The 19,586-nt window shown below is 69.1% G+C and carries 19 protein-coding genes; 12 read left to right on the top strand and 7 right to left on the bottom strand.

Going from position 1 to position 19,586, the window contains the following annotated elements; all coding sequences use genetic code 11:
• Positions 1-135: 135 nt before the first annotated feature.
• Both OG430_RS02165 and OG430_RS02160 read right to left on the bottom strand, forming a co-directional pair.
• Positions 136-2,343: an MMPL family transporter gene (locus tag OG430_RS02165; RefSeq protein ID WP_327350635.1), complete on the bottom strand. Its 2,208-nt coding sequence runs from the start codon at positions 2,341-2,343 to the stop codon at positions 136-138.
• 348 nt (positions 2,344-2,691) lie between these two features.
• On the bottom strand, positions 2,692-3,369 hold the full coding sequence (locus tag OG430_RS02160) for a TetR/AcrR family transcriptional regulator (RefSeq protein ID WP_327350634.1): 678 nt from the start codon (positions 3,367-3,369) through the stop codon (positions 2,692-2,694).
• An 80-nt stretch (positions 3,370-3,449) separates the two neighbouring features.
• On the opposite strand from OG430_RS02160, the gene OG430_RS02155 reads away from it, so the two are divergent.
• Positions 3,450-3,857, top strand: coding sequence for a RidA family protein (locus tag OG430_RS02155; protein ID WP_327350633.1), 408 nt, complete (start codon positions 3,450-3,452; stop codon positions 3,855-3,857).
• A 145-nt stretch (positions 3,858-4,002) separates the two neighbouring features.
• Here the strand turns inward: OG430_RS02155 and OG430_RS02150 are convergent, their stop codons facing one another.
• The gene (locus OG430_RS02150; RefSeq protein WP_327350632.1) at positions 4,003-4,356 is read right to left on the bottom strand and encodes a rhodanese-like domain-containing protein; all 354 of its coding nucleotides are present in this window, start codon (positions 4,354-4,356) and stop codon (positions 4,003-4,005) included.
• Positions 4,357-4,445: 89 nt separating this feature from the next.
• Between OG430_RS02150 and OG430_RS02145 the strand changes: the two genes are divergently transcribed.
• Positions 4,446-5,141: a helix-turn-helix domain-containing protein gene (locus tag OG430_RS02145; RefSeq protein ID WP_327350631.1), complete on the top strand. Its 696-nt coding sequence runs from the start codon at positions 4,446-4,448 to the stop codon at positions 5,139-5,141.
• A gap of 207 nt (positions 5,142-5,348) precedes the next feature.
• Here OG430_RS02145 and OG430_RS02140 read toward each other — a convergent pair whose 3' ends face one another.
• Positions 5,349-6,044, bottom strand: coding sequence for a hypothetical protein (locus OG430_RS02140; RefSeq protein ID WP_327350630.1), 696 nt, complete (start codon positions 6,042-6,044; stop codon positions 5,349-5,351).
• A 216-nt stretch (positions 6,045-6,260) separates the two neighbouring features.
• Entirely contained in the window at positions 6,261-7,619 is a 1,359-nt protein-coding gene (locus tag OG430_RS02135; RefSeq protein WP_327350629.1) for an MFS transporter, read from the bottom strand.
• A 431-nt stretch (positions 7,620-8,050) separates the two neighbouring features.
• Here OG430_RS02135 and OG430_RS02130 point away from each other — a divergent pair, with 431 nt between their 5' ends.
• Positions 8,051-8,830, top strand: a complete 780-nt coding sequence (locus tag OG430_RS02130; protein ID WP_327350628.1) for an aminotransferase class IV — start codon at positions 8,051-8,053, stop codon at positions 8,828-8,830.
• 47 nt (positions 8,831-8,877) lie between these two features.
• On the opposite strand, the gene OG430_RS02125 is transcribed toward OG430_RS02130, so the two are convergent.
• A complete protein-coding gene (locus OG430_RS02125) occupies positions 8,878-9,360 on the bottom strand; it encodes a hypothetical protein (RefSeq protein WP_327350627.1) in 483 nt (160 codons plus the stop codon).
• A gap of 193 nt (positions 9,361-9,553) precedes the next feature.
• Here OG430_RS02125 and OG430_RS02120 point away from each other — a divergent pair, with 193 nt between their 5' ends.
• The 8 genes from OG430_RS02120 to OG430_RS02085 all read left to right on the top strand — a co-directional run bounded on the left by OG430_RS02120 (position 9,554) and on the right by OG430_RS02085 (position 17,996).
• Positions 9,554-10,669 (top strand): serine hydrolase domain-containing protein, encoded by a 1,116-nt coding sequence (locus tag OG430_RS02120; RefSeq protein WP_327350626.1) that lies wholly within the window; start codon positions 9,554-9,556, stop codon positions 10,667-10,669.
• Between the two features lie 132 nt (positions 10,670-10,801).
• Positions 10,802-13,681, top strand: a complete 2,880-nt coding sequence (locus OG430_RS02115) for an ABC transporter substrate-binding protein (protein ID WP_327350625.1) — start codon at positions 10,802-10,804, stop codon at positions 13,679-13,681.
• Between the two features lie 98 nt (positions 13,682-13,779).
• On the top strand, positions 13,780-14,577 hold the full coding sequence (locus OG430_RS02110; RefSeq protein ID WP_327350624.1) for a thymidylate synthase: 798 nt from the start codon (positions 13,780-13,782) through the stop codon (positions 14,575-14,577).
• Positions 14,574-15,077 (top strand): dihydrofolate reductase, encoded by a 504-nt coding sequence (locus OG430_RS02105; protein ID WP_327350623.1) that lies wholly within the window; start codon positions 14,574-14,576, stop codon positions 15,075-15,077. The genes OG430_RS02110 and OG430_RS02105 overlap by 4 nt, the downstream gene beginning before the upstream one ends.
• Before the next feature lie 313 nt (positions 15,078-15,390).
• Entirely contained in the window at positions 15,391-15,675 is a 285-nt protein-coding gene (locus tag OG430_RS02100; protein ID WP_327350622.1) for a hypothetical protein, read from the top strand.
• An 18-nt stretch (positions 15,676-15,693) separates the two neighbouring features.
• On the top strand, positions 15,694-15,939 hold the full coding sequence (locus OG430_RS02095) for a hypothetical protein (RefSeq protein ID WP_327350621.1): 246 nt from the start codon (positions 15,694-15,696) through the stop codon (positions 15,937-15,939).
• Positions 15,940-16,193: 254 nt separating this feature from the next.
• Positions 16,194-16,535 carry a hypothetical protein gene (locus OG430_RS02090; protein WP_327350620.1) on the top strand — a complete coding sequence of 114 codons (342 nt, stop codon included), beginning with the start codon at positions 16,194-16,196 and terminating at the stop codon, positions 16,533-16,535.
• 309 nt (positions 16,536-16,844) lie between these two features.
• Positions 16,845-17,996, top strand: a complete 1,152-nt coding sequence (locus OG430_RS02085; RefSeq protein WP_327350619.1) for a S1 family peptidase — start codon at positions 16,845-16,847, stop codon at positions 17,994-17,996.
• Positions 17,997-18,197: 201 nt separating this feature from the next.
• Here the strand turns inward: OG430_RS02085 and OG430_RS02080 are convergent, their stop codons facing one another.
• A complete protein-coding gene (locus OG430_RS02080; protein WP_327350618.1) occupies positions 18,198-18,788 on the bottom strand; it encodes a malonic semialdehyde reductase in 591 nt (196 codons plus the stop codon).
• Between the two features lie 483 nt (positions 18,789-19,271).
• Here OG430_RS02080 and OG430_RS02075 point away from each other — a divergent pair, with 483 nt between their 5' ends.
• Positions 19,272-19,478 (top strand): hypothetical protein, encoded by a 207-nt coding sequence (locus tag OG430_RS02075; protein ID WP_327350617.1) that lies wholly within the window; start codon positions 19,272-19,274, stop codon positions 19,476-19,478.
• Positions 19,479-19,586 lie beyond the last annotated feature (108 nt).

The following is a 19,586-nucleotide window of genomic DNA, read 5'->3' as shown; positions in this document are numbered from 1 at the left end:
CTTCGCGCGCTCCGTTGACCGGCTGGACCGCGGTCCTGCCCGACCTCATCGCCCGTGCCACTGACGTACGTTCGGTGCTGCGCCGCTGTCGCCTGTTCGCTGCTCGGTAGCAGGCCGCAGGAGCCCTCCAAAGGGTCAGGACTTCGCGGTGCCGGCCGGCTCCCGGGCCTGCCCCGCATCGAACTGGTGCTGCAGCTTGTCACCCTCGATGTCCAGGTCGGGGACGTACTTGGCGTACCACTTGGGGTGGTACCAGATCTTCGTGCCGATGATCGCCATGACGGCGGGAACCAGGGTGAGGCGGACCACGAAGGCGTCGAGGAAGACGCCGGCGGCGAAGCTGAAGCCGATGGCCTTGACGATGGGGTCGTCGGTGAACATGAACGCCACGAAGATGCTGAACATGATCAACGCGGCGGCGGTCACCACGCGTGCCGACAGGCCGGTGCCATGTTCCACCGCGTGCCTGGCGTCACCGCTCTTGGTGAACTCCTCCTTGATGCGGGAGACGACGAACACCTCGTAGTCGCTGGAGAGACCGAAGATGATGGCCAGCATGATGATCGGCAGGAAGCTGATGGTCTGCGACGGGGTAATGCCGAGCAGTTTCTCGCCCCAGCCCCACTGGAACATCGCCACCTGCATGCCGAACGCGGCGGCCACCGAGAGCAGGAATCCGACGATCGACTTGAGTGGCACCAGGATGGTGCGGAACGCCAATGTCAGCAGGATGAACGCCAGACCGACCACGACGATCAGGAACACGGGCAGTGCCGAGGAGAGTTTGCCCGATACGTCGATGTTGGATGCGGTGGTGCCGCCGACCATCAGTGTGGCACCGGTGTCACCGGCGATGACCGTCCGGTTGTCGCGGATGCGGTGCACCAGGTCGGTGGTGGCCTCGTCGTTGGGGCCGGTGCTGGGGATCACCCGGATCACCGCGACGTCGTTGGCCGCCGCCATCGGCGCTGCCGATACGACACCGGGGATCTTGCTCAGCTGTCCGACGACCGGAGCCGCGGCGGCCGCGTCAGGGATGCCGTCGGCGACGACGAGCAGGGCGCCGTTGAAGCCCGGGCCGAAGTTCGCGGTGGTCAGGTCGTAGGCCTTGCGCGCGGTGTCGTGCTTCGGTTTCGAGGAGCCGCTGGGCAGGCCTAGGTCCATCTTGAGGGCCGGGAGGGCGAGTACCCCGAGGAGTGCCACCCCGAGGATCAGGACCGGCACCCGGAACCGTACGACGAAGCGGGCCCAGGCGGCCCCGAAAGTGTGCTCCGGCTCGGTGGCCGCGATGGTGGCAACCTTCTCGTGGTGGCCGGGGCGCAGCGGGCTGCTGATGAACTTCGCCACCTTGTTGCCGGCGAAGCCCAGCATCGCGGGCATCAGGGTCAGCGCGATCAGCACGGCGACCAGTACGGCTCCTGCGGCGGCCACGCCCATCACGGTCAGGAACGGGATACCGGCCACGGCGAGCCCGCACAGCGCGATGATCACTGTCAGCCCGGCGAAGACGACCGAGCTGCCTGCTGTACCGGCGGCCAGGGCCACCGAGTCCTCGGTTTTCATGCCGGTGAGCAGGTTGTTGCGATGCCTGGCGAGAATGAACAGGCCGTAGTCGATGCCGCAGGAAAGGCCGAGCATCATGGCCACGGTCGTCGAGGTCGAGGCGATGGTCATGACGGAGGCCAGTGCGGTGATGCTCATCAGGGTGACGACGATGCCGATGATCGCGGTGAGGATCGGCAGCCCGGCCGCGACGAACGCGCCGAAGGTGATCGTAAGGATCACAAAGGCGACCAGGAGACCGATCATCTCCGGTGCTTCGGAGACCTTCAGCTGCCAGCCGGGGTAGACGCTGCCGGAGTACTCGACCTGCACTCCGGCGTCTTGCGCCGGCGCCACGGCGGCCTTGACCGCGTCCAGGGTCTCTGCCTTCACATCGGTCGGCGCCGCGGTGAACTGCACCGAGCCGAGCGCGACGTTCCCGCTCTTGGATACGGCCTTCGACTCGAAGGGATCCGAGACCAGACCGACTTGAGGCACCGTCTTGAGTTTGGCGATCGAGGCCTCGATGCCGGCCTTGTAGGCCGGGTCGGTGACCTTGGTGGCGCCCTTGGTCGCGAAGACGACCTGGGTCTGGCCGCCACCGAGCGCCGGCAGCTTCTTCTTCAAGAGGTCGGTGGCCTGCTGGGATTCGGTGCCCGGCACAGTGAACGTGTTGTCGGTCTTGCCGCCACCCACCACGGACAAGGTGATCGCGGCGACTGCGGCGAGCACCCACAGGCCGAGGACCAGCCAACGACGGCGGAAGGCCCAGCGGGCAAGACGGAACAGATAGAGGGACACGGCCTTCTCCCGGACTGGACCCGTTGGGCGCCGCGAACCGGCCCCTGCCCTCACTCTTGGCGCGGCCGCAGGCTGCCGCGCGCACAGCGGGTCCATTCGAGGAGGGCAGGGCTCAGCAAAAGCCCTGGAACCGGTGGGTTCGTCATCGGCACCGGCCAGGGAAGGGGCCCTAATCCGTAGCTAAGACAGTGCCGGACGAGATCGGTGTTCGTTACGGGTTGTTCGCGCAGTGGGGCCGTGACACTTACGACCGCCCGGGCATGCGATGCCTTCCCGTGGATCGCGTGCGCGGTTGGGGTTGGGGCTGGTGTCGATGCTCGGCCGTGTCCGCTGTGAGCGGCGCGGAAATCACGTTGGCGGACCAGCGTGGGGCGCCCTGGGGCCTGACTCTCCCTCACGAGAGCCGGACCGGGCTGGGGCCTTCCAGCCCCAGCCGCGCTCAACCGACCGGCCGCACCGGTTGGGTTCGTCTCCTGCGCTGGTGAACAGTGCGGTCAGCATGGGTACGCCGTGAGCGAGTGCCTGCTGCGGCAGGGGGCCCGTGGCGACCAGTGACGCGAGTCCGTGACCGATGGCCCAGCTCTGTGTGGCCAGGTCCAACGGGTTGACCTCGTCTCGGAAGCGGCCGTTCGCCTTGGCCCGTTCGATGGCTCGGACGAGACGGTGCAGGGTTTCGTCCGCGGCACCGGTGTCTTCGAGATCGAAGCCCGCGTCGAACATGACGCGGTAGAGGTCAGGGCTCTCCAGGGCATTGGCCAGGTAGGCGGCGCCCAGTGCGGCGAGGTCGCGTACCGGGTCCGCGGACATCTTGACGGCTGCGAGTTGGGCAGCCAGGCGGGTGAAGCCTTCCTGCCGCAGTGCCTTCCACAGGCCGTCCATCCCGCCGAAGTAGGTGTAGACGGCCATCGTTGACACACCGGTTCCGGCGACCAGGGTGCGCAGAGTGACCGGTTGCCTCGTCCGCAGCATCTGTGCGGCCCGGTCGAGCAGCAGGGAGCGGACCGCTGGATCTTTCGTCCTTGCCATGACCTCACAATACATAGCATCGCTATGCTTTGATGGGTGCTGATCTTGCTGCTCCTGACGCCAAGAGAAAGAGGGCGATCATGTCCGTCACGCTGGTCAATCCCGAGGGGCTGCCGAAGCCCGAGGTCTACCGGCAGCTATCGGTCGCCACTGGATCGAAGTTGGTGTTCCTGGCGGGGCAGGTCGCCCGCGACGCCGACGGGCGGCCCGTGGGCCAAGGGGACTTCGCTGCCCAGGTCGAGCAGTGCTACCTCAATATCGCCACCGCGCTGGCCGGCGTCGGCGGCTCCTTCGACGACGTGGCGAAGCTGACCATCTACGTCGTCGACTGGAGCCCCGAGAAGATGCCGCTGCTCGGTGAGGGAGTGGGGCGGGCGGCAGCAAAGCTGGGCATCGATCCGGTCAAGCCGATCACCCTGCTGGGCGTTGCGGCGCTGGGGGAACCGGACCTCCTGGTCGAGGTCGAAGCCACCGCAGTCCTCATATAGTGGGCGGCGCTGGAGCCGCTGCTGCTGGTGAGTGACAACTGGCCGCGCCTGCTGGCCGCCGGGCCCGCGCCGGTCCGGCGGCCTTCCGACCCCTGCTGATGCTGCACCGAGAGCGGCTCCCGCGGTGCCGGGGTCGGCGGATGTGTCAGGCGCTCTCGGCCGGCAGGTCGGCCGCGCTCTCAGTCGGCAGGTCGGCCGCAGTCCAGTCTTCGATGCCTTCCTTGTAGGTGCGTACGTTTGTGTAGCCGAGGCGGGTGAGTGTGTTGGCGACCTGTCCGCTGTTGGGGCATGCGGGGTTGCTGCAGTAGGTGACGACCGGGCGGGTGCGGTCCGGCAGCAGATCGGCGGCGCGTTCGGCTGCTTCGGACGGGTGCAGTGGCAGGGCGCCCGGCAGGTGCTGTGTGGCCCAGTAGTGGCCGCCGAGTGCGTCGATGACCGTCACCGAGCCGGCCTCGATCGCCGCTCGCAGTTCGTCGCGTGTGATCAGGTCGGTGGTCATGGGTGGACTCCCTCCAAGGAAGTGGACTATGGTCCGCTTGTTGTCGGGAAACGTAACGGACCGCAGTCCGCTTGGTCAAGGGAGTCACGATGGATGCCGGAGAACCGCTCGCGATCTCTCCGGGTCCGCCGCGTCGAGAGCGGGCGGACGCCGTCCGCAACCGTCGCCTGATCCTCGACGCGGCTGCCGTCCTCTTCGCCGAGCACGGCGTGGAGCAGGTGAGCATGGACGCCGTCGCGCGCGCTGCCGGAGTCGGCAAGGGCACGCTGTTCCGGCGCTTCGGTGACCGGGCCGGCCTGGCCGCAGCACTGCTGAACGAACGAGAGAGCGATCTGCAGCAGGCCATCCTGTACGGGCCTGCGCCGCTAGGACCCGGTCGGCCCGACGGCGAGGCCGCAGCGCGAGATGAGGCGGGAGAAGGGGCAGAGGAAGAGGCAGAGGAAGGGGGTGGAACCGCTACGCCCGCCGACCGGGCGGCGGCGTTCACGCGCGCATATCTCTCCTACGCGTTCGCCAATCTGGAGCTGGTCCGTGCCTCGGAGACCGCTTCGCCGGGCGCGCGCCACCGGATCGGCGCCTACCGTTTCTGGCGCCGCCATCTCGCATTCCTGTACACCGCCGCCGGTCACCCCGAGGCGACCGCGGAAATGATCGCCGAATCGATGCTCGCGCCGCTGGCGGCCGAGCAGTTGACGGCACAGGCGGAGGCCGGCCGGGACCGCGAAGCGCTCATCGACACGCTGGCCTGGCAGGCCCGCAAGTTGGCGCAGGCCGACCCGACTTGAGCCGGCCGGGCCGAGCGGGAGGAGGCGGGCGGTCCGTGGTCCGGGTGGCGACCGCGGGTCGGCGCAGGTTCAGGTCGACACCGCCACGGCCGTCGGGCGCGAACGCCGCAACGTACAGGCGAGGTGTCCGCGGAAGGCACGTATGAGCCGGTGCGGAGACCCCCGGTGGGGCGGCGCATCAAGGTGTGGCCCGCCCCACCGAACTCGTCAGCCCGACGTGCGGGTTGTGCGCATCGAAGGTCCACGCTGCCCCGGCATGACACCGTCTGCACTGCCCGCGACCATCCGGCGGGCCCGGCCGTCATACGGAGACCTTCTGAGGAGCACGATGCACAAGCCTCGTGCCTCGATGAGGGTCTGGCGCAGTTGCTCAGTGCTCAGCGCGGGCTGCTCCTCGCCCGTGCGCCCGGGCGACGCGGCACTGTCGCCGCTCGCCTTCGGCCCGAACATCTCCAGCGTCTGGGCCAGTGCCATGACCTTGCGGTAGCTGTCCACGTCGTGCGGATAGCGCACCGACAAGGCCTCGGCAGTCGTCTCGACCGACCCGGCGTCGAAGCCGCGTACGTCGGCGAGTTCACCCACCAGACGAGCGGCGTGCAACACCGCCTGCCGGGGGGAGTCGGCGAAGGCCGCCTGGGTCTGCGCCCACCTACGGACGAAGCCCTGGCGTTGCGCGGCCGACAGCCGGCGCAGACGAAGGTGACCGAACCGGTCCAGGCGGGCGGCCAGTTCACGATCCGCCTCCGTGGTATCGCCGCCGTGACGCGCACAGACTCGCTCGTACTCCGGACCGAATCTCCGTTGCAGGCGTCCTGCGCCCTGCCTGCGCACCGGCGGAGCCGCCCAAACCACCGCCACAACAGCAAGCGCCATACCCAGGACGATCCACAAGCCGAGCGACATGACCATCACCTTCCAGGCCTCGAGTGCGTTTGGTGTTTCACACCGTGTAACCGCCATGACGCGAGGCGAAACGGTTAACTCTGCGCGGCACGCTCTGCGCAGAGCCGCGAAAGCGCTGTTGACCAGGCAAGTCGGCCGAATGACCGGACAGATGGAGTCCGGACGGCGCCGAGGACAAGCTGACCCAACTCGATGCCGCTCTCAAGTCCACAGCCACTACTTGGCCCCGGCCTCGCCAGTGGCGCGAAGGGTCGTCCCCCGGGCTTGAGAGTGAGCGGCAGCCGGCGGCGCGTCATGCAGGGCCGGAAGCTCCTGTCCCAGGCGTGCGAGCGGGGAGAAGGCCATCACGACCGGGGACAGCATCATGCCTCCGGCCGTGACCAGCAGGCTGGGGCGCAGCCCCCACTCTTCCGCGAGGAATCCGCCGAGCAGAGAACCGAGCGGGGTCAGGCCCATGCCGACAAACGTGATCGTCGCGGCCGCGCGGCCCTGCATCCCGTCCGGAGTGACGGCCTGCCGGACTGCCATGACCGTGACGTTCACCAACTGGCCGCCGAGCCCGAACACGAAGCCGACCGCAAGGAGTACGGCAACCGTCACCACAGAGGAGTCACTCAGCGTGGGCACCCACAGGAACACGCTGTCGCCGAGCGCCGCCGCACCCACGAGCACCGCGCCATGACCGAACCGGCTCGGCAGGCGAGCGGCCAATACCGAGCCCAGAAGCGCGCCCGGCCCCGTCGCCGCAAGCGTCAGCCCTACGACGGTGCCCGACAGGTGCAGTTCCCGCGGCAGGAAGAGCAGATAGACGGTCATCACGGCCGCGAAGAAGAACTGGAAAGCGGCTGAGGCCAGGCACACGGTCCGAAGTGAGGTATCGCCGGCGACGAAACGTAGGCCCTCATGGATCCGCCGCCAGACCCGAGGGGGATGTTCCAAGTGCTTCTGGATCGACTCGACACGGCGGATACGCCGGATCGACAGGAACGACAGCGCGAAGAGCAGCGCGCCGGAGGCGGCAGCGATCGGCGCCGACAGCAGGGACACCAGTGCACCGCCGAGAGCGGGACCACCGATCTGCGCCGCGGACCGACTGCCCTCGAGCGCGCTGTTGCCGCGCACCAGTTGGTCGCGTTCCACGAGCCGTACGAGAGACGCCTGGTATGCCACGTCGAAGAACACGGACAGGGCCCCGACGGCGAAGGCAAGCACAAACAGGCCGGGCAGGCCGAGCCGGCCGAGGAGGCCGGCCACGGCGGCCGCGCCCAGGACCAGGGCCCGGCCGATGTCGGCGAGGACCATCGTCGTGTGGGTCCGCCACCTGTCCACCCACGCGCCGACGAAGAGCGAGAGCAACAGGATCGGCGCCTGCCCCACCGCGCGAAGGACGCCCAGCTCCCCGGCACCGGCGTGGAGTGTCAGGACGGCGAAGAGCGGCAGCACCACCAGGCTTGCCTGTTCACCGAATTGGGAGGCCGTCTGGCCCACCCAGAGTCTTCGGAAGTCGGCGTCCCGCCACAGGCTTGACGGAACAGGTCGACCGGAATCGGATACAGCGGAGGGAGCGGACGGCACGGAGATCCCCTGGGTTGCCGACAACGAGGCCCGCGACCGAGCACACGAAAGGTGCGTCGAGGGTGCGGGCAGGGAAGGGCTCGCTGTGCCGCAACATCAAGGGCAGCACGCGATGACAGGCCGGTCAGGGCCTACAACGTCAACGCGCGCTCGGAAGGCCGGGCATGTCTTCGCTCCTCGGGGGTGACTCGCTGCGCCGAAACCCTAGCCGTCGGCGGCCCGACGCGAAAGGCGGTCTCGCTCGCCCGTGTCCATCAGTCGGCCAACCGCTTCCTGCCCCTGGGGCTGCGGCCCGGGGGAGTGGTGAACCTGCTGCTTCCGAACGCCGGGCGGACGTACGCGGCACTGCGCGGCGTCCAGGCCGTCGGGACCGCGGCCAGGCCAGCCCCCCCTTTGTGCGGCCAGGTCAACCCCCTTTGTACCGTGACCCCATGACGACCCCAGCACTGCTGAACATCGAGATCGACGGCCGGACCGCCACCGTCGAGCAACTGATCCCGCACGCCCTGGACTCCGCGGGCCACTTCACCGCGCTGCAAGTGCGAGGCGGTCGCACGCGCGGGCTCGGCCTCCACCTGACGCGTTTGGACGAGGCCTCGCACGAGCTGTGGGGGCTGCGGCTCGACGGGGAGCGGGTGCGCGCTCTGGTGCGCCAAGCGCTCGGTGCGCGCCAGGACGCGTCGGTACGGGTAGTGGTACGCCGGGGCGACGACGGGCCGTCCGTCCTGGTGACCGTGCGGCCGCCCGGCGAAATGCCCGCCGGTGCCTGGCGGCTGCGGTCCGTGGCCCACCGCAGAGCGGTCGCGCACATCAAGCACCTGAGCAGCTTCGCGCATGTGCACTACGGGGACGTGGCGCGCCGGGACGGCTTCGACGACGTACTGCTCACCCAGGACGACGGGGCGATCGCGGAGGCCGCGATCGCCAACATCGCCTTCTACGACGGCTCGGGCATCGTGTGGCCCGACGCTCCGCAGCTGCCCGGCATCACGAAGTTGCTCCTCGAGCCCCGTCTCGCCGAGGCGGGCCTGCCTGCGCGCCGGGCCCAAGTCACACTCGGCGACCTGTCGCGATACCGCGCGGCGTTCCTCACCAACTCGCGCGGCATCGCCCCGGTGTCGGGAATCGACGAGGTGGCCTTCGGCGTGGACGAGAAGTTGATGCAGACGCTCGGCGAGGTGTACGAGGGCGTCCCGTGGGACGAGATCTGAGGCCTGCGGCAGACGCTTTGGGGCGGGAGTTGCCGGTCAGACTTTGATCACTTACCGGAGCTCAGGTCGGCGCCGGACGACACCTGGGTCTGCTGCACTTCCTCATGGTCGGTAAAGACGCCCCCGGCCGCCGCCCCGCCCAGGAGTGCGGCAAGGAGCGCCGCAGCCGCTCCGAAGGCCCACCGCGACCGACGAACCCGTGGGCGGCGTACGGGCGTTATCTGCACGGTGTGCTCCGGCGGGGTCTCCAGCAGACCGCACGCGATGGTGATGCGTGCGTCCACCCACGCCTGCGCGGACGCACCCCGCACCCCGCATGCGGCGACGAACGCGACGACCAGTTCCTCGCGAGGCAGCCGGTCCCTGCCGAGCATGGTCGCCGCCGTGGAGTGAGGCAGTACGTGACCCGCGTCAGCCGCGCGGCGCTGCAGTTCGCGGTAGCTCAGACCGGACCAAGCCTTGAGGCGGCGAAGCGCCGCCGTGAAGGCGGCCGCGTCGGTGCCGGGCGGTGCGGGTGGTGCGGTGCGCATGGTGGCCCCCCTCGTGAGCTGGCCGTACACAGGCTCGTACAAGCTCGAACACCCTGACAGCTTGAGCAACCGCGACGCGGCCGGTCAACCTCGGTGCACATTCAGGATGTTGGAGGGTCGCATGCGTCTTGCTTGCCGTTGCCGTTCCTGCTGCCGTCGGGGGCGCCGCCGGTGTGCCACGGCGCTGGCCGTCGTGGCGCTGCTGACGCTGTCGATGCTGAGCGGGTGCGCCGAAGGCCCTGGCAGTGACCCACCGCCGGGGCGGGCCGGCGAGTCGGTCGCCGATTTCCTGCGCCGTACGCTGCCCGAGGGGGCCGGCGGCACCGTGCTCGCGGCGCGCGGCGGCGAGCTTGCGTACTGCGGGGGATTCGGGGCAGCGGACCGCCACGCGCGCACCCCCGCGAGTTGCCGCACCGTGTACGACGTCATGTCGATCACCAAGCAGTTCACTGCGGCCGCGATCGTGAAGCTGCAGGTGATGGGCCGGCTCCGGGTGGGCGACCGGATCAGCCGGTTCCTCGGGCCGGTGCCCAAGGACAAGCGCGACATCACCATCAAGCAGCTGCTGACGCACACCTCGGGCCTGGCGGAATCGCTCGGCGACGACTACGAGCGCATCTCGCGCAGCCAGTTGGTGCACCGGGCTCTCGCCTCGAAGCTGCGAGCGGTGCCGGGCACGCGATTCCACTACTCCAACACCGGCTACAGCCTGCTCGCCGCGATCGTCGAGCAGGCGTCGGGAGAGGGCTACGAGGCGTTCCTGGCCCGGCATTTGTTCGCACCGGCCGGGATGCACCAGACCGGGTACGTACTGCCCCGGTGGCCGCGGCACCTGGTCGCGGTGGAGTACGACAGCCGGGGGCACAGCCGGGGCCGGCCCTTCGAGCATCCCTGGGCCGCCGACGGGCCGTACTGGAACCTGCGCGGCAACGGCGGCATGCTCTCCACCGCGTACGACGTCTTCCGCTGGCACCGGGCCCTGTTGGGCGACGCGCTCCTGCCGGCGCGGGCCAGGCAGGAGCTGTTCACGCCACGCGTGCGTGTCCCGGACTCCACCGGCTCGTACGGCTACGGCTGGAACGTGCGCGACACCGCCGACGGCCGGCTGGCCTGGCACGACGGCGGCAACGACTGGTCGCTGGCCGTCCTCGCACGGTCGCTGCGTGACGGCGTCCTCGTGTACTGGGTGAGCAACCACGCCTACCGGGAAGGGAAATGGAACCTTGAGGACCAGGCGGAGGCCCTGACGACGGGCATCGCCGACCGCGTACGCGCGGAGCAGAGCCCACCCGGGCCACCGCGCCGCTGACAAGCGATCACCAGTATCCGCCCTACGGAATCTTGTAGGAGCCAAGAACCGCGCCCAACCCGGTTTCTCGAACGGTAGGTTGAGATCACCGACGGCTAGGGGGTTGCGTCGGCCACGGGGGAGGCGGGGGCAATGCGGGGCTCGGTCCTGGACGGGCGGTACACGCTCGCGGAGCGCATCGGCGCGGGCGGCATGGGCGAGGTGTGGCGCGCCGAGGACGCACGCCTGCAGCGGCGGGTCGCGGTCAAGGTCCTCAGCATGCCGCCCGGTACGTCGGCCGCCGAGGGCCAGCGGCTGCTTGCCATGTTCGGGCGGGAGGCGCGGGCCGCCGCGGCCCTGGACAGTTCGTACATCGTGCCCGTCTTCGACCACGGGACGGCGGACGGCGTCCCCTATCTGGTGATGCCCCTGCTGTCCGGGCGGACCGTGCGGGACCTGCTGCTGGAGTCGGGCCCTCCGCCGCTCGAACGGGTCGCCGCGATAGGGGCGCAGGTCTGCCGTGCCCTGGTCACCGCCCATCGGGCGGGCATCGTGCACCGGGACATCAAGCCCGCGAATGTGATGGTGACGGACGAGGACACGGTCAAGGTCCTCGATTTCGGCATCGCCAAGTTCCTCGACGCCACGGCCGGCGCCGGGTATCTCACCGGCACCTCCGACGCGCCCGTGGGGACCTTGCATTACATGGCGCCGGAGCGCTTCACCAGAGGCCCGGACGACGGCCGCTCCGACGTGTACTCGCTGGGCTGCATGGTGCATCAACTCCTCACCGGGCAACCGCCGTTCGACCCGGGCTCGGCCGCCTCGCTCATGCACTGCCATGTGTACGAGATGCCGGAGGCCCCGTCGGTACGCCGCCCGGGACTGCCCCCGGCCTGGGACGAACTCGTCGTGCGGATGCTGGCCAAGCAGCCCGGCGACCGGCCGGACGCGCAGGAGGCGCTGGACGCTTTCGAGGCGCTGGGTGGTGCGCGGGCCCAGGCCGGGAACCCCGCACCCGCACCGCCCCCACCCGCGGACGCCGACTCGTACCCTTTCGCTCCGCAGCCGTCCCTGCCCCCGATGCCCCAAGCACCACCACCGGCCGCGGCGTCCGCGCCGGCACCGGCAAGCCCGGCGCCCTTCACACCGGCAGCATCCCCTGCCGTGCCCGCGTACGCCCCGACCTCCCTGGACATGGGCTCCTCCGGCCCCGCACCGCCGCGGCGCAGATCGCGGGCCAAGGCATGGTGGGTGAGCGCGGGTGCGGCGGTGGCCGTGGGCGCCCTGGTGGCGACGCTGGTGGTGTTCAACCCCTTCAAGAAGGAGGAACCGGGCGGCGGAAGCGGCGGTGGCGGCAACAACACCTCCGAACAGGACAACTCCGGCGGAGGCGTGTCCCCGGTGGCCAGCTCCATGTTCCTTTCGCTCGGCTCCGCCGCCGACTCCAAGGGCCCCGCGCCCGCCGTCAAGGGAGCGCGCAAGGGCGGCACGGTCAGCGTCCTGGAACCGAACCCGATTTCCACGATCGACCCCGGCCAGATGTGGCCCGGCACCGACCAGCAGATCGCGGACCTCCTCTATCGACGCCTCACCGCCTTCAAGAGCGATCCGACCGGGTACGTGAAGCTGGTCGGCGACCTCGCGACGGACACCGGCCAGTCGTCGGACGGCCGCGCATGGACGTTCAAGCTGAAGCCCAGGCTCACCTACAGCGACGGCACCCCCGTACGCGCCAAGGACTTCCGGTACGCCATCGAGCGCACCACCAAGCCGGGCCTGTCGAGCGGCGACCGGACGGTGCGCAGCTTCCTGTACGGCCCGAAGGCAGGCGAGAGCGAGAGCGGCAAACCGCCGAAGGCCGGCGCGATCGAGACGCCGGACGACCGCACCCTCGTCTTCCATCTCGCCGACGTGCACTGGGACTTCAACGTCGCCCTCGCCAGCCCGTCGGCCGCGCCCCTGCCCGAGGGGTCCGCCGACACCGCGAGCAGCGCGCTGGCCGCCACCGGGCTGCCGGGCACCGGCCCGTACAAGGCCGGCGGCTTCACCAACGGCAAGTCCCTCACCCTCACCCGCAACCCCCAGTGGCAGAAGAGCACCGACCCGGTACGCACCGCATACCCGGACGGATACACGGTCGAGGCGGGCGTCCAGCTCCAGGAGCTCCGGGCCCGGATCACCGTGGCGGCGGGGGAGGGCAAGGCCGTCGCGACCTTCAACGGATCCGACGATCCCCTGCTCACGGCCGGACAGGCCGGCGCCAAGGACGCCACCCTCAAGTCCGTCAAGTCCCCCACCTGGTACGTCCAGTCGTACATGATCAATATCGACCGGGTGAAGAACGTCAAGGCGCGCCAGGCCATCGCCATCGCCCTGCCCGCCGACGACATCCGCAAGGCGAGCGGCGGCAACGGCACCGTGACCCATCGTCTGATGCCGCCCGGTGTGGTCGGCGCGGACCAGCGCGACATCTACGGGGCAGGCCGGAACGGCGATCCGACCGAGGCCCGGAAATACCTCATCGAGGCCGGCCAGACCGACCTCCGCCTCACGCTCGGCGTCCGGGACACCAGCGTCGCCGACACGCAGCGCGCCGAGGCCGTCCAAGCGGGCCTGAAGAAGGCCGGGATCGATGTGACGATCAAGAAGGTCAGCGCCACCGAGTTCTGGGACGGCGTGCGGGACGGCAAGTTCGACCTGTACCGCGTCTCGGTCGGCAGCGGCCTGCCGACCGCCTCCACCTATCTGCCCGACTACTTCGACGGCCGCCAGCCGGGCTATCCGGTATCGAGCAACTACAACCACTTCAGCAACGAGAAGGTGAACCAGAGGATCGACATCGCCAACGACGTGGAGGACATCAGCGACGCGGGCAGACAGTGGTCCTACGTGGACGAATTGGTGATGGCGGAGGCGGTGGCCATCCCGGCGTACGTGCCGACGCTCACCTACCTGCACTCGACGAAGCTGAAAGGGCTGCAGGTCAGCATGACCGGTCTTTCGCCGCTCAATGCCTATGTGGCGAGGTGACGTCGCACCGCGCGGTGGCTCTGGTGCTCCAAGTGCGGAATGGTCGAGGCGCGGCAGGTGGCGAGTAGAGCGGTGGGCGGCCAGTAGACTCGACGCCTGTGGCGGACACCCAGTACGAAGACCTGTTGCACCTGGCACTCACCTCCGGGACGGCCAAAGCCGACCGGACGGGCACCGGAACCCGGAGTATCTTCGGGCACCAACTGCGCTACGACCTCGCGCAGGGGTTCCCGCTGGTCACCACCAAGAAGGTGCACCTCAAGTCCATCGCGTACGAGCTGCTGTGGTTCCTGCGCGGCGACTCGAACGTCGGCTGGCTGCGCGAGCACGGCGTCACCATCTGGGACGAGTGGGCCGACGCGAACGGCGAACTCGGTCCGGTGTACGGCGTCCAGTGGCGCTCCTGGCCCACTCCGGACGGCAGCCACATCGACCAGATCAGCGAGATCCTCGACACCCTGCGCCGCGACCCGGACTCCCGCCGGATGATCGTCTCCGCCTGGAACGTCGCCGAGCTGGACAAGATGGCCCTCGCGCCGTGTCACGCCTTCTTCCAGTTCTACGTCGCCGACGGCAAGCTCTCCTGCCAGCTGTACCAGCGCAGCGCGGACCTGTTCCTCGGCGTCCCCTTCAACATCGCCAGCTACGCCCTGCTCACGCACATGGTGGCGCAGCAGGTCGGCCTCGAGCCGGGCGACTTCATCTGGACCGGCGGTGACTGCCACATCTACGACAACCACGTCGAGCAGGTCACCGAGCAGCTTTCGCGCACACCGTTCGAGTTTCCCCGGCTGCAGCTGCGCCAGGCCGCCTCACTCTTCGACTACGCCTACGCCGATGTGGAGGTGCTCGATTACCAGCACCACCCGGCGATCAAGGCCCCGGTGGCAGTGTGAACGTCGGGCTGATCTGGGCGCAGACCCTCGACGGCGTGATCGGGGCCGACAACGCGATTCCGTGGCGAGTGCCCGAGGACATGGCGCATTTCAAGGCGACCACCAGCGGCCATCCCGTGGTGATGGGGCGCAAGACGTGGGAGTCGCTGCCGCCGAGATTCCGTCCGCTGCCCGGCAGGCGCAACATCGTCGTGACGCGCGATCCGCAGTGGGCGGCCGAAGGCGCGGAGCGCGCCGGATCCATCGCCACGGCGCTGGAACTCGCCGCCGAGTCGCCGGCGCCGGCTGCCCCTGCGGCGGCATGGGTGATCGGCGGCGGGGAAATCTACCGGGCCGCCTTGCCGTACGCCACGACAGTGTCGGTGACCGAAATCGACTCGACAGTGAAGGGCGACACCTACGCCCCGACACTGGACCCGACGTGGCAAGTCGCCGAGGACGGTGGCTGGCGGTCCTCTACGTCCGGGGTGCGCTATCGCATCCGCCGCTACACCCGGTGATCGACGACCTGCGGCCTTGATTCACCTGCGCCTCGCCGCCCTGCTTGCCCCCCACCCCGTGGCTGGTCAGATCGTCTCCGAGCACGCCGACCGGACGCAGATCATCGCCGCGCTTCGCGAAGCAATCGAGTCGACCGGGCGCCGGTGGCGAGCAGTGCGGGCACACCGAATGCCTGCAAGTCGCCGCTCGCCAAGAGGGCCGCACCACGGGGACCAGCGAAGTGCGACGCCCGGCCACCTGGCCGGCCGGCCAGGCGCTACGCTCGAAGCAAGCGGGAACTGTATTGCCACAGCCAGCGGCCTGGAGACTGCGATGAGCGAGCAGCCGTGGACCATCGAGTCCATCCGTGACGCCCTCGGCAACCCCACCCTGGCCCAACGCTTCCTCGGCGAGATCAACAAGGCGCCGGCTCACCAGCTGCTCCAGGTGTTCGCCAAGTGGGAGCGGATCGCCAAGGACACTCTCGCCGCGGTCGAACGCGGCAGGGAAATCACTGCCGCAGAGGCACGTGGGGAGGCGCCCCCCGGCGAGTGGATCGACGGCAAGGCTCGTCTCCAGCAGGCAGCTGCACGAATCCGCTCACAGGGCGCCGCCTGACCTGACAGCCTGTCGCGGGTGTACGAGCTGCGATACGACGCCACCGTCGAAGCCGTCTGGGACTCCCTGCCACAACAGGCCAGAGACGAATTCGACCGTGCCGTCCACGCAGCCTGCGAAGACCCCTACGGCGCCACCGAGCCCTACGGCATCGACGACGGAGTCACACGCACCCTCGTCCTGGAACGCACGGTCGCCGTACTCCTCCTGACCCACGCCCCGCGTCAACTCCTACGCATTCTGCAGATCACACACCTCGGGTGATCGCGTAGCTGCGCCCAGGTCCGGTCGGCGGACCGGGGGCGCTGTCGCGTCGGTCAGTCGCGAGTGATGTTGATATTGAGGGTGAAGATGGGGTCGAAGGGGTCTCTCGTGCCCGCCCTCGGAGCGTCGACCCGCCGAGTCGGTCCCGGCGATACAGTCCCGGCCTGGATTCGGTCCCGATCCGGACCTCCAACTGCCCTACGGTGCGGGCTGGTTGCGGTACGTCCACAGGGCGCGAACCCTAGGATCACCGGATGGGAATCTTCAGTCGTAGCAAGGGATCGAAGCGACTGCTGGTGGTCAAGGGCGGCCGCGTCAAGCACGTCCCGACGGAGCTCTGGGGGATGAACCTGGTGCAGGAGATCAGCCGTCTGCTCCGGTCGGAGAGCATCACGAGCACCAGGCTCGGCACGGTCACGCTCTGGCACGTCGCAGGTGACGGGACGCCCAATCCGGGCGCGAGCCGGCTCATGGCCGAGCACGGTTTCCAGCCGGTCAACGGCGCCGCGGTGGTCTCCGGCGAGATGATCGGTGCCGACTCGTTCCCGCTGGACGTCGCGGTGGCCGAGGAGCTGGCGCTCCGGCTGGAGCCGTGACCCGCGGAGCGGTGCCCCGCCGGCCGGTGACCTTCCCGGAGCGGTGACCTCATCGGCCCGAGGCCTCGGGCCGCTGCTGCGTACCTGGTTCCGGGTGTTGCCCGTCACCCTGCACTCCTCGTGGGTCTTGAGCATTGCACCGGGAGGATTCGTGGCTGTACATACATGCCCGGCTCACATCGCCGCATTGGCATGGACCTGCTCATGATCCGTCGCTAGGCTCTCCACCGACATGCCCTGAGAGCGCTCTCAGAACGCACCGCACTGTTCCACCCCCACATTCGCTGGAACAACGAAGGGCTGATCTACATGAGACGTACGACAACCCTGCGCACCCTGCTGTCCGCACTTGTCGTCACGGGTGCATGCGTAACCGCCGGATCCCCACCGGCATCCGCAGCGGACGACACCCCGAAGACCGCGCACGCCCCGGCCTCCGCGGGTGTACTCGCCGCCATGCAACGCGACTTCGGGCTGAATCGAAGCGAGGCCAAGGCCCGGCTTGCCGAGGAGAAGCAGGCCACCGCCATCGAGGAGAAGGCCCGGTCGGCAGCCGGATCCGGCTACGCCGGTTCCTGGTTCACCCCCGACGACGGCCGCCTGACGGTCGCCCTCGCCGACCGGAACAAGGCCGCAGCGGTGAGGGCCACCGGCGCCAAGGTCGAGCTGGTCACCCACAGCGCCCGGCAGCTGGAGACGAGCCAGAAGCGACTGGACGCCCTCAAGGCCCCGGCAGGCGTGAACAGTTGGCACGTCGACTGGAAGACCAACAAGGTCGTCGTGGAGGTGCAGGCCGAACAGCAAGGCGACAACGATGTCAGACGCTTCCTCGCGCGAGCCCGCAACGCAGCACCGCTGACGGTCCGCACCGTGGACCACAAGCCCACCACCCTCGCCGCGGGCACGGTCGGCGGCGACCCGTACTACACGGGCAACGTCCGCTGCTCCATCGGCTTCTCCGTGCACGGCGGATTCGTCACGGCCGGCCACTGCGGCGGCGCCGGCCAGAGCGTCAGCGGCTGGGACGGCTCGTACATCGGGAACTTCCAGGGATCCTCGTTCCCCGACAACGACTACGCCTGGGTCAACGTCGGCAGCGGCTGGTGGACCGTCCCCGTCGTCCTCGGCTGGGGCACCGTCTCCGACCAACTCGTCCGCGGCTCGGCCGAAGCACCCATCGGCGCCTCCATCTGCCGCTCCGGCTCCACCTCCCACTGGCACTGCGGCACCGTCCTGGCCAAGAACGAGACCGTCAACTACAGCCAGGGCGCCGTCCACCAGATGACCAAGACGAACGCCTGCGCCGAACCCGGCGACTCGGGCGGCTCGTTCATCAGCGGTGACCAGGCCCAAGGCGTCACCTCCGGCGGCTGGGGCAACTGCAGCAGCGGGGGAGAGACCTGGTACCAGCCGGTCAACGAGATACTCAACCGCTACGGACTGACCCTGCACACGGCCTGAGAGATTGCCCTTCTTGATCCCCCGGCGGGGGAGTGGGCGCTCGTGTGGATGCGGGCCCCGCTTTGAGAGGGTGTTGAGTCCGTTTCTGGTGGCGACCTCGTCCCGGTTGGGCGAGGAATCCTTGGTGAGTGAGTCGCCCGAGGCGGCTGTGGGCGCCGAACGACCCCGTCCGGAGCGGACGGGGTCGTTTCGCTTGAACGGTCAGACGGTGGTGACGACCTGGTCGTAGTCGAGGCGGGGGCCGCGGTCGTGCCACGCCCGCTTGCCGGGCTTGCCGATGTTGACCACGGCGAGCACGATGTGCTTGCCGTCGCTGAAGAAGTCCTTGTTGATGCCCTCGGGGTCGTACCCCGTCATCGGGCCTGCGGCGAGGCCGGCGGCCCGGATCCCGATGATGAAGTAGCCGGCCTGCAGGCCGACGTTGAACCTGCCGTGCGCAATCCGGAAGTCCTCGGGGGCCCAGATCTCAAGGGCGTCGTGGGCGTGCGGGAACAGGGTCGACAGGTTCTCGTGGAACCTGGTGTCGAGCGCGAGGATCGCGGTCAGCGGGGCGGCGGCCGTCTTGGTCTTGTTGCTGTCCACCATGTGGCCGACGAGACGCTCGCGGGCCTCGGGGGTGCGCACCAGCACCACGCGCATCGGCTGACCGTTCATGCTGGTCGGACCGTACTTTACGAGATCGTAGATCTCCTGGATCTGCCCGTCGGTCACCGGCTCGTCGGTGAAGTTGTTGACGGTGTGGGCCTCACGGAACAGCAGGTCCTGAGCGGCGGTGTCGAGAGCGAAAGCCACGATCGTTCCTTCGTGTCGAATCCTGGGAGGTGCTGAGCTCCACCCGCGGGACCCGGGTGCCCGGCAGGGTCCCGTAGCTGTCGAGGTGGCAGCCGATCGACTCAAGGGACCATATCGCGCATATTGCACTAACCTCGCTTATGCCCTCGCTCGATCATGGTATTGATCCCCGCACGAGCCGCCTGGTGAGCATGACGATGCGGATATGCGGGGTGTGAAGAGAGAGCCGTCCTCGGCGACTTACCGGACGGGCAATGGGAGTTGAGCGAGCCGATGATCACGGCCGGGAAGCAGGACGGGCCAGGTGAGGGAGAAGGCCCGCCGACCAGAGGACCCGTCCCTCGTGGTCATCGACACGCTCTCCCTGCACGCGGCCGCGGAGGTCCCCGAGCGCCCACGACGGGGCTGGGTGCGAACAAGAGGACTCCGAGCCGCAAGCGGGGACTGGCCGTCGGCGTCCTGGGGCTGATCATCGGCGTCGTCGTGCCGGCCGCCTCGGCCCACGACAGTGCCGCCGCCGGCAGGGCTCTGCTCGGCCAGGCCGCTGAACAGTGCGGGAACCGCCTGGTGAGGGCCCTGGTGGACCGGGAGTCCAAGGGCGAGGATGTCATCCACGGCGCGATGGTCGACAGCACCGTCGGCGGCGTCAGCCGCAACCTCGCCGACCACGGCAAGGACCAGGCATCGTGAACGCCTTCGACACCTACCCCAATCAGGTGTTCCGAGTCCGTGATCCGCACGAACTCCACGGCATGCCCACCGACGACCCGGCCATGAACGTCACCCATAGCCGTCTCG

This window comes from Streptomyces sp. NBC_01304, assembly GCF_035975855.1.
GTDB lineage: Bacteria > Actinomycetota > Actinomycetes > Streptomycetales > Streptomycetaceae > Streptomyces.
The sequence above is the reverse complement of the archived record's forward strand: the minus strand, read 5'-3'. Positions and strand labels throughout refer to the sequence as shown.

Excerpts from the sequence above, each read along its gene's own strand:
- OG430_RS02160 (WP_327350634.1), bottom strand. The coding sequence starts at position 3,369 with ATGGCAAGGACGAAAGATCCAGCGGTCCGCTCCCTGCTGCTCGACCGG.
- OG430_RS02155 (WP_327350633.1), top strand. The coding sequence starts at position 3,450 with ATGTCCGTCACGCTGGTCAATCCCGAGGGGCTGCCGAAGCCCGAGGTC.
- OG430_RS02150 (WP_327350632.1), bottom strand. The coding sequence starts at position 4,356 with ATGACCACCGACCTGATCACACGCGACGAACTGCGAGCGGCGATCGAG.
- OG430_RS02145 (WP_327350631.1), top strand. The coding sequence starts at position 4,446 with ATGGATGCCGGAGAACCGCTCGCGATCTCTCCGGGTCCGCCGCGTCGA.
- OG430_RS02140 (WP_327350630.1), bottom strand. The coding sequence starts at position 6,044 with ATGTCGCTCGGCTTGTGGATCGTCCTGGGTATGGCGCTTGCTGTTGTG.
- OG430_RS02130 (WP_327350628.1), top strand. The coding sequence starts at position 8,051 with ATGACGACCCCAGCACTGCTGAACATCGAGATCGACGGCCGGACCGCC.
- OG430_RS02125 (WP_327350627.1), bottom strand. The coding sequence starts at position 9,360 with ATGCGCACCGCACCACCCGCACCGCCCGGCACCGACGCGGCCGCCTTC.
- OG430_RS02115 (WP_327350625.1), top strand. The coding sequence starts at position 10,802 with ATGCGGGGCTCGGTCCTGGACGGGCGGTACACGCTCGCGGAGCGCATC.
- OG430_RS02100 (WP_327350622.1), top strand. The coding sequence starts at position 15,391 with ATGAGCGAGCAGCCGTGGACCATCGAGTCCATCCGTGACGCCCTCGGC.
- OG430_RS02090 (WP_327350620.1), top strand. The coding sequence starts at position 16,194 with ATGGGAATCTTCAGTCGTAGCAAGGGATCGAAGCGACTGCTGGTGGTC.
- OG430_RS02085 (WP_327350619.1), top strand. The coding sequence starts at position 16,845 with ATGAGACGTACGACAACCCTGCGCACCCTGCTGTCCGCACTTGTCGTC.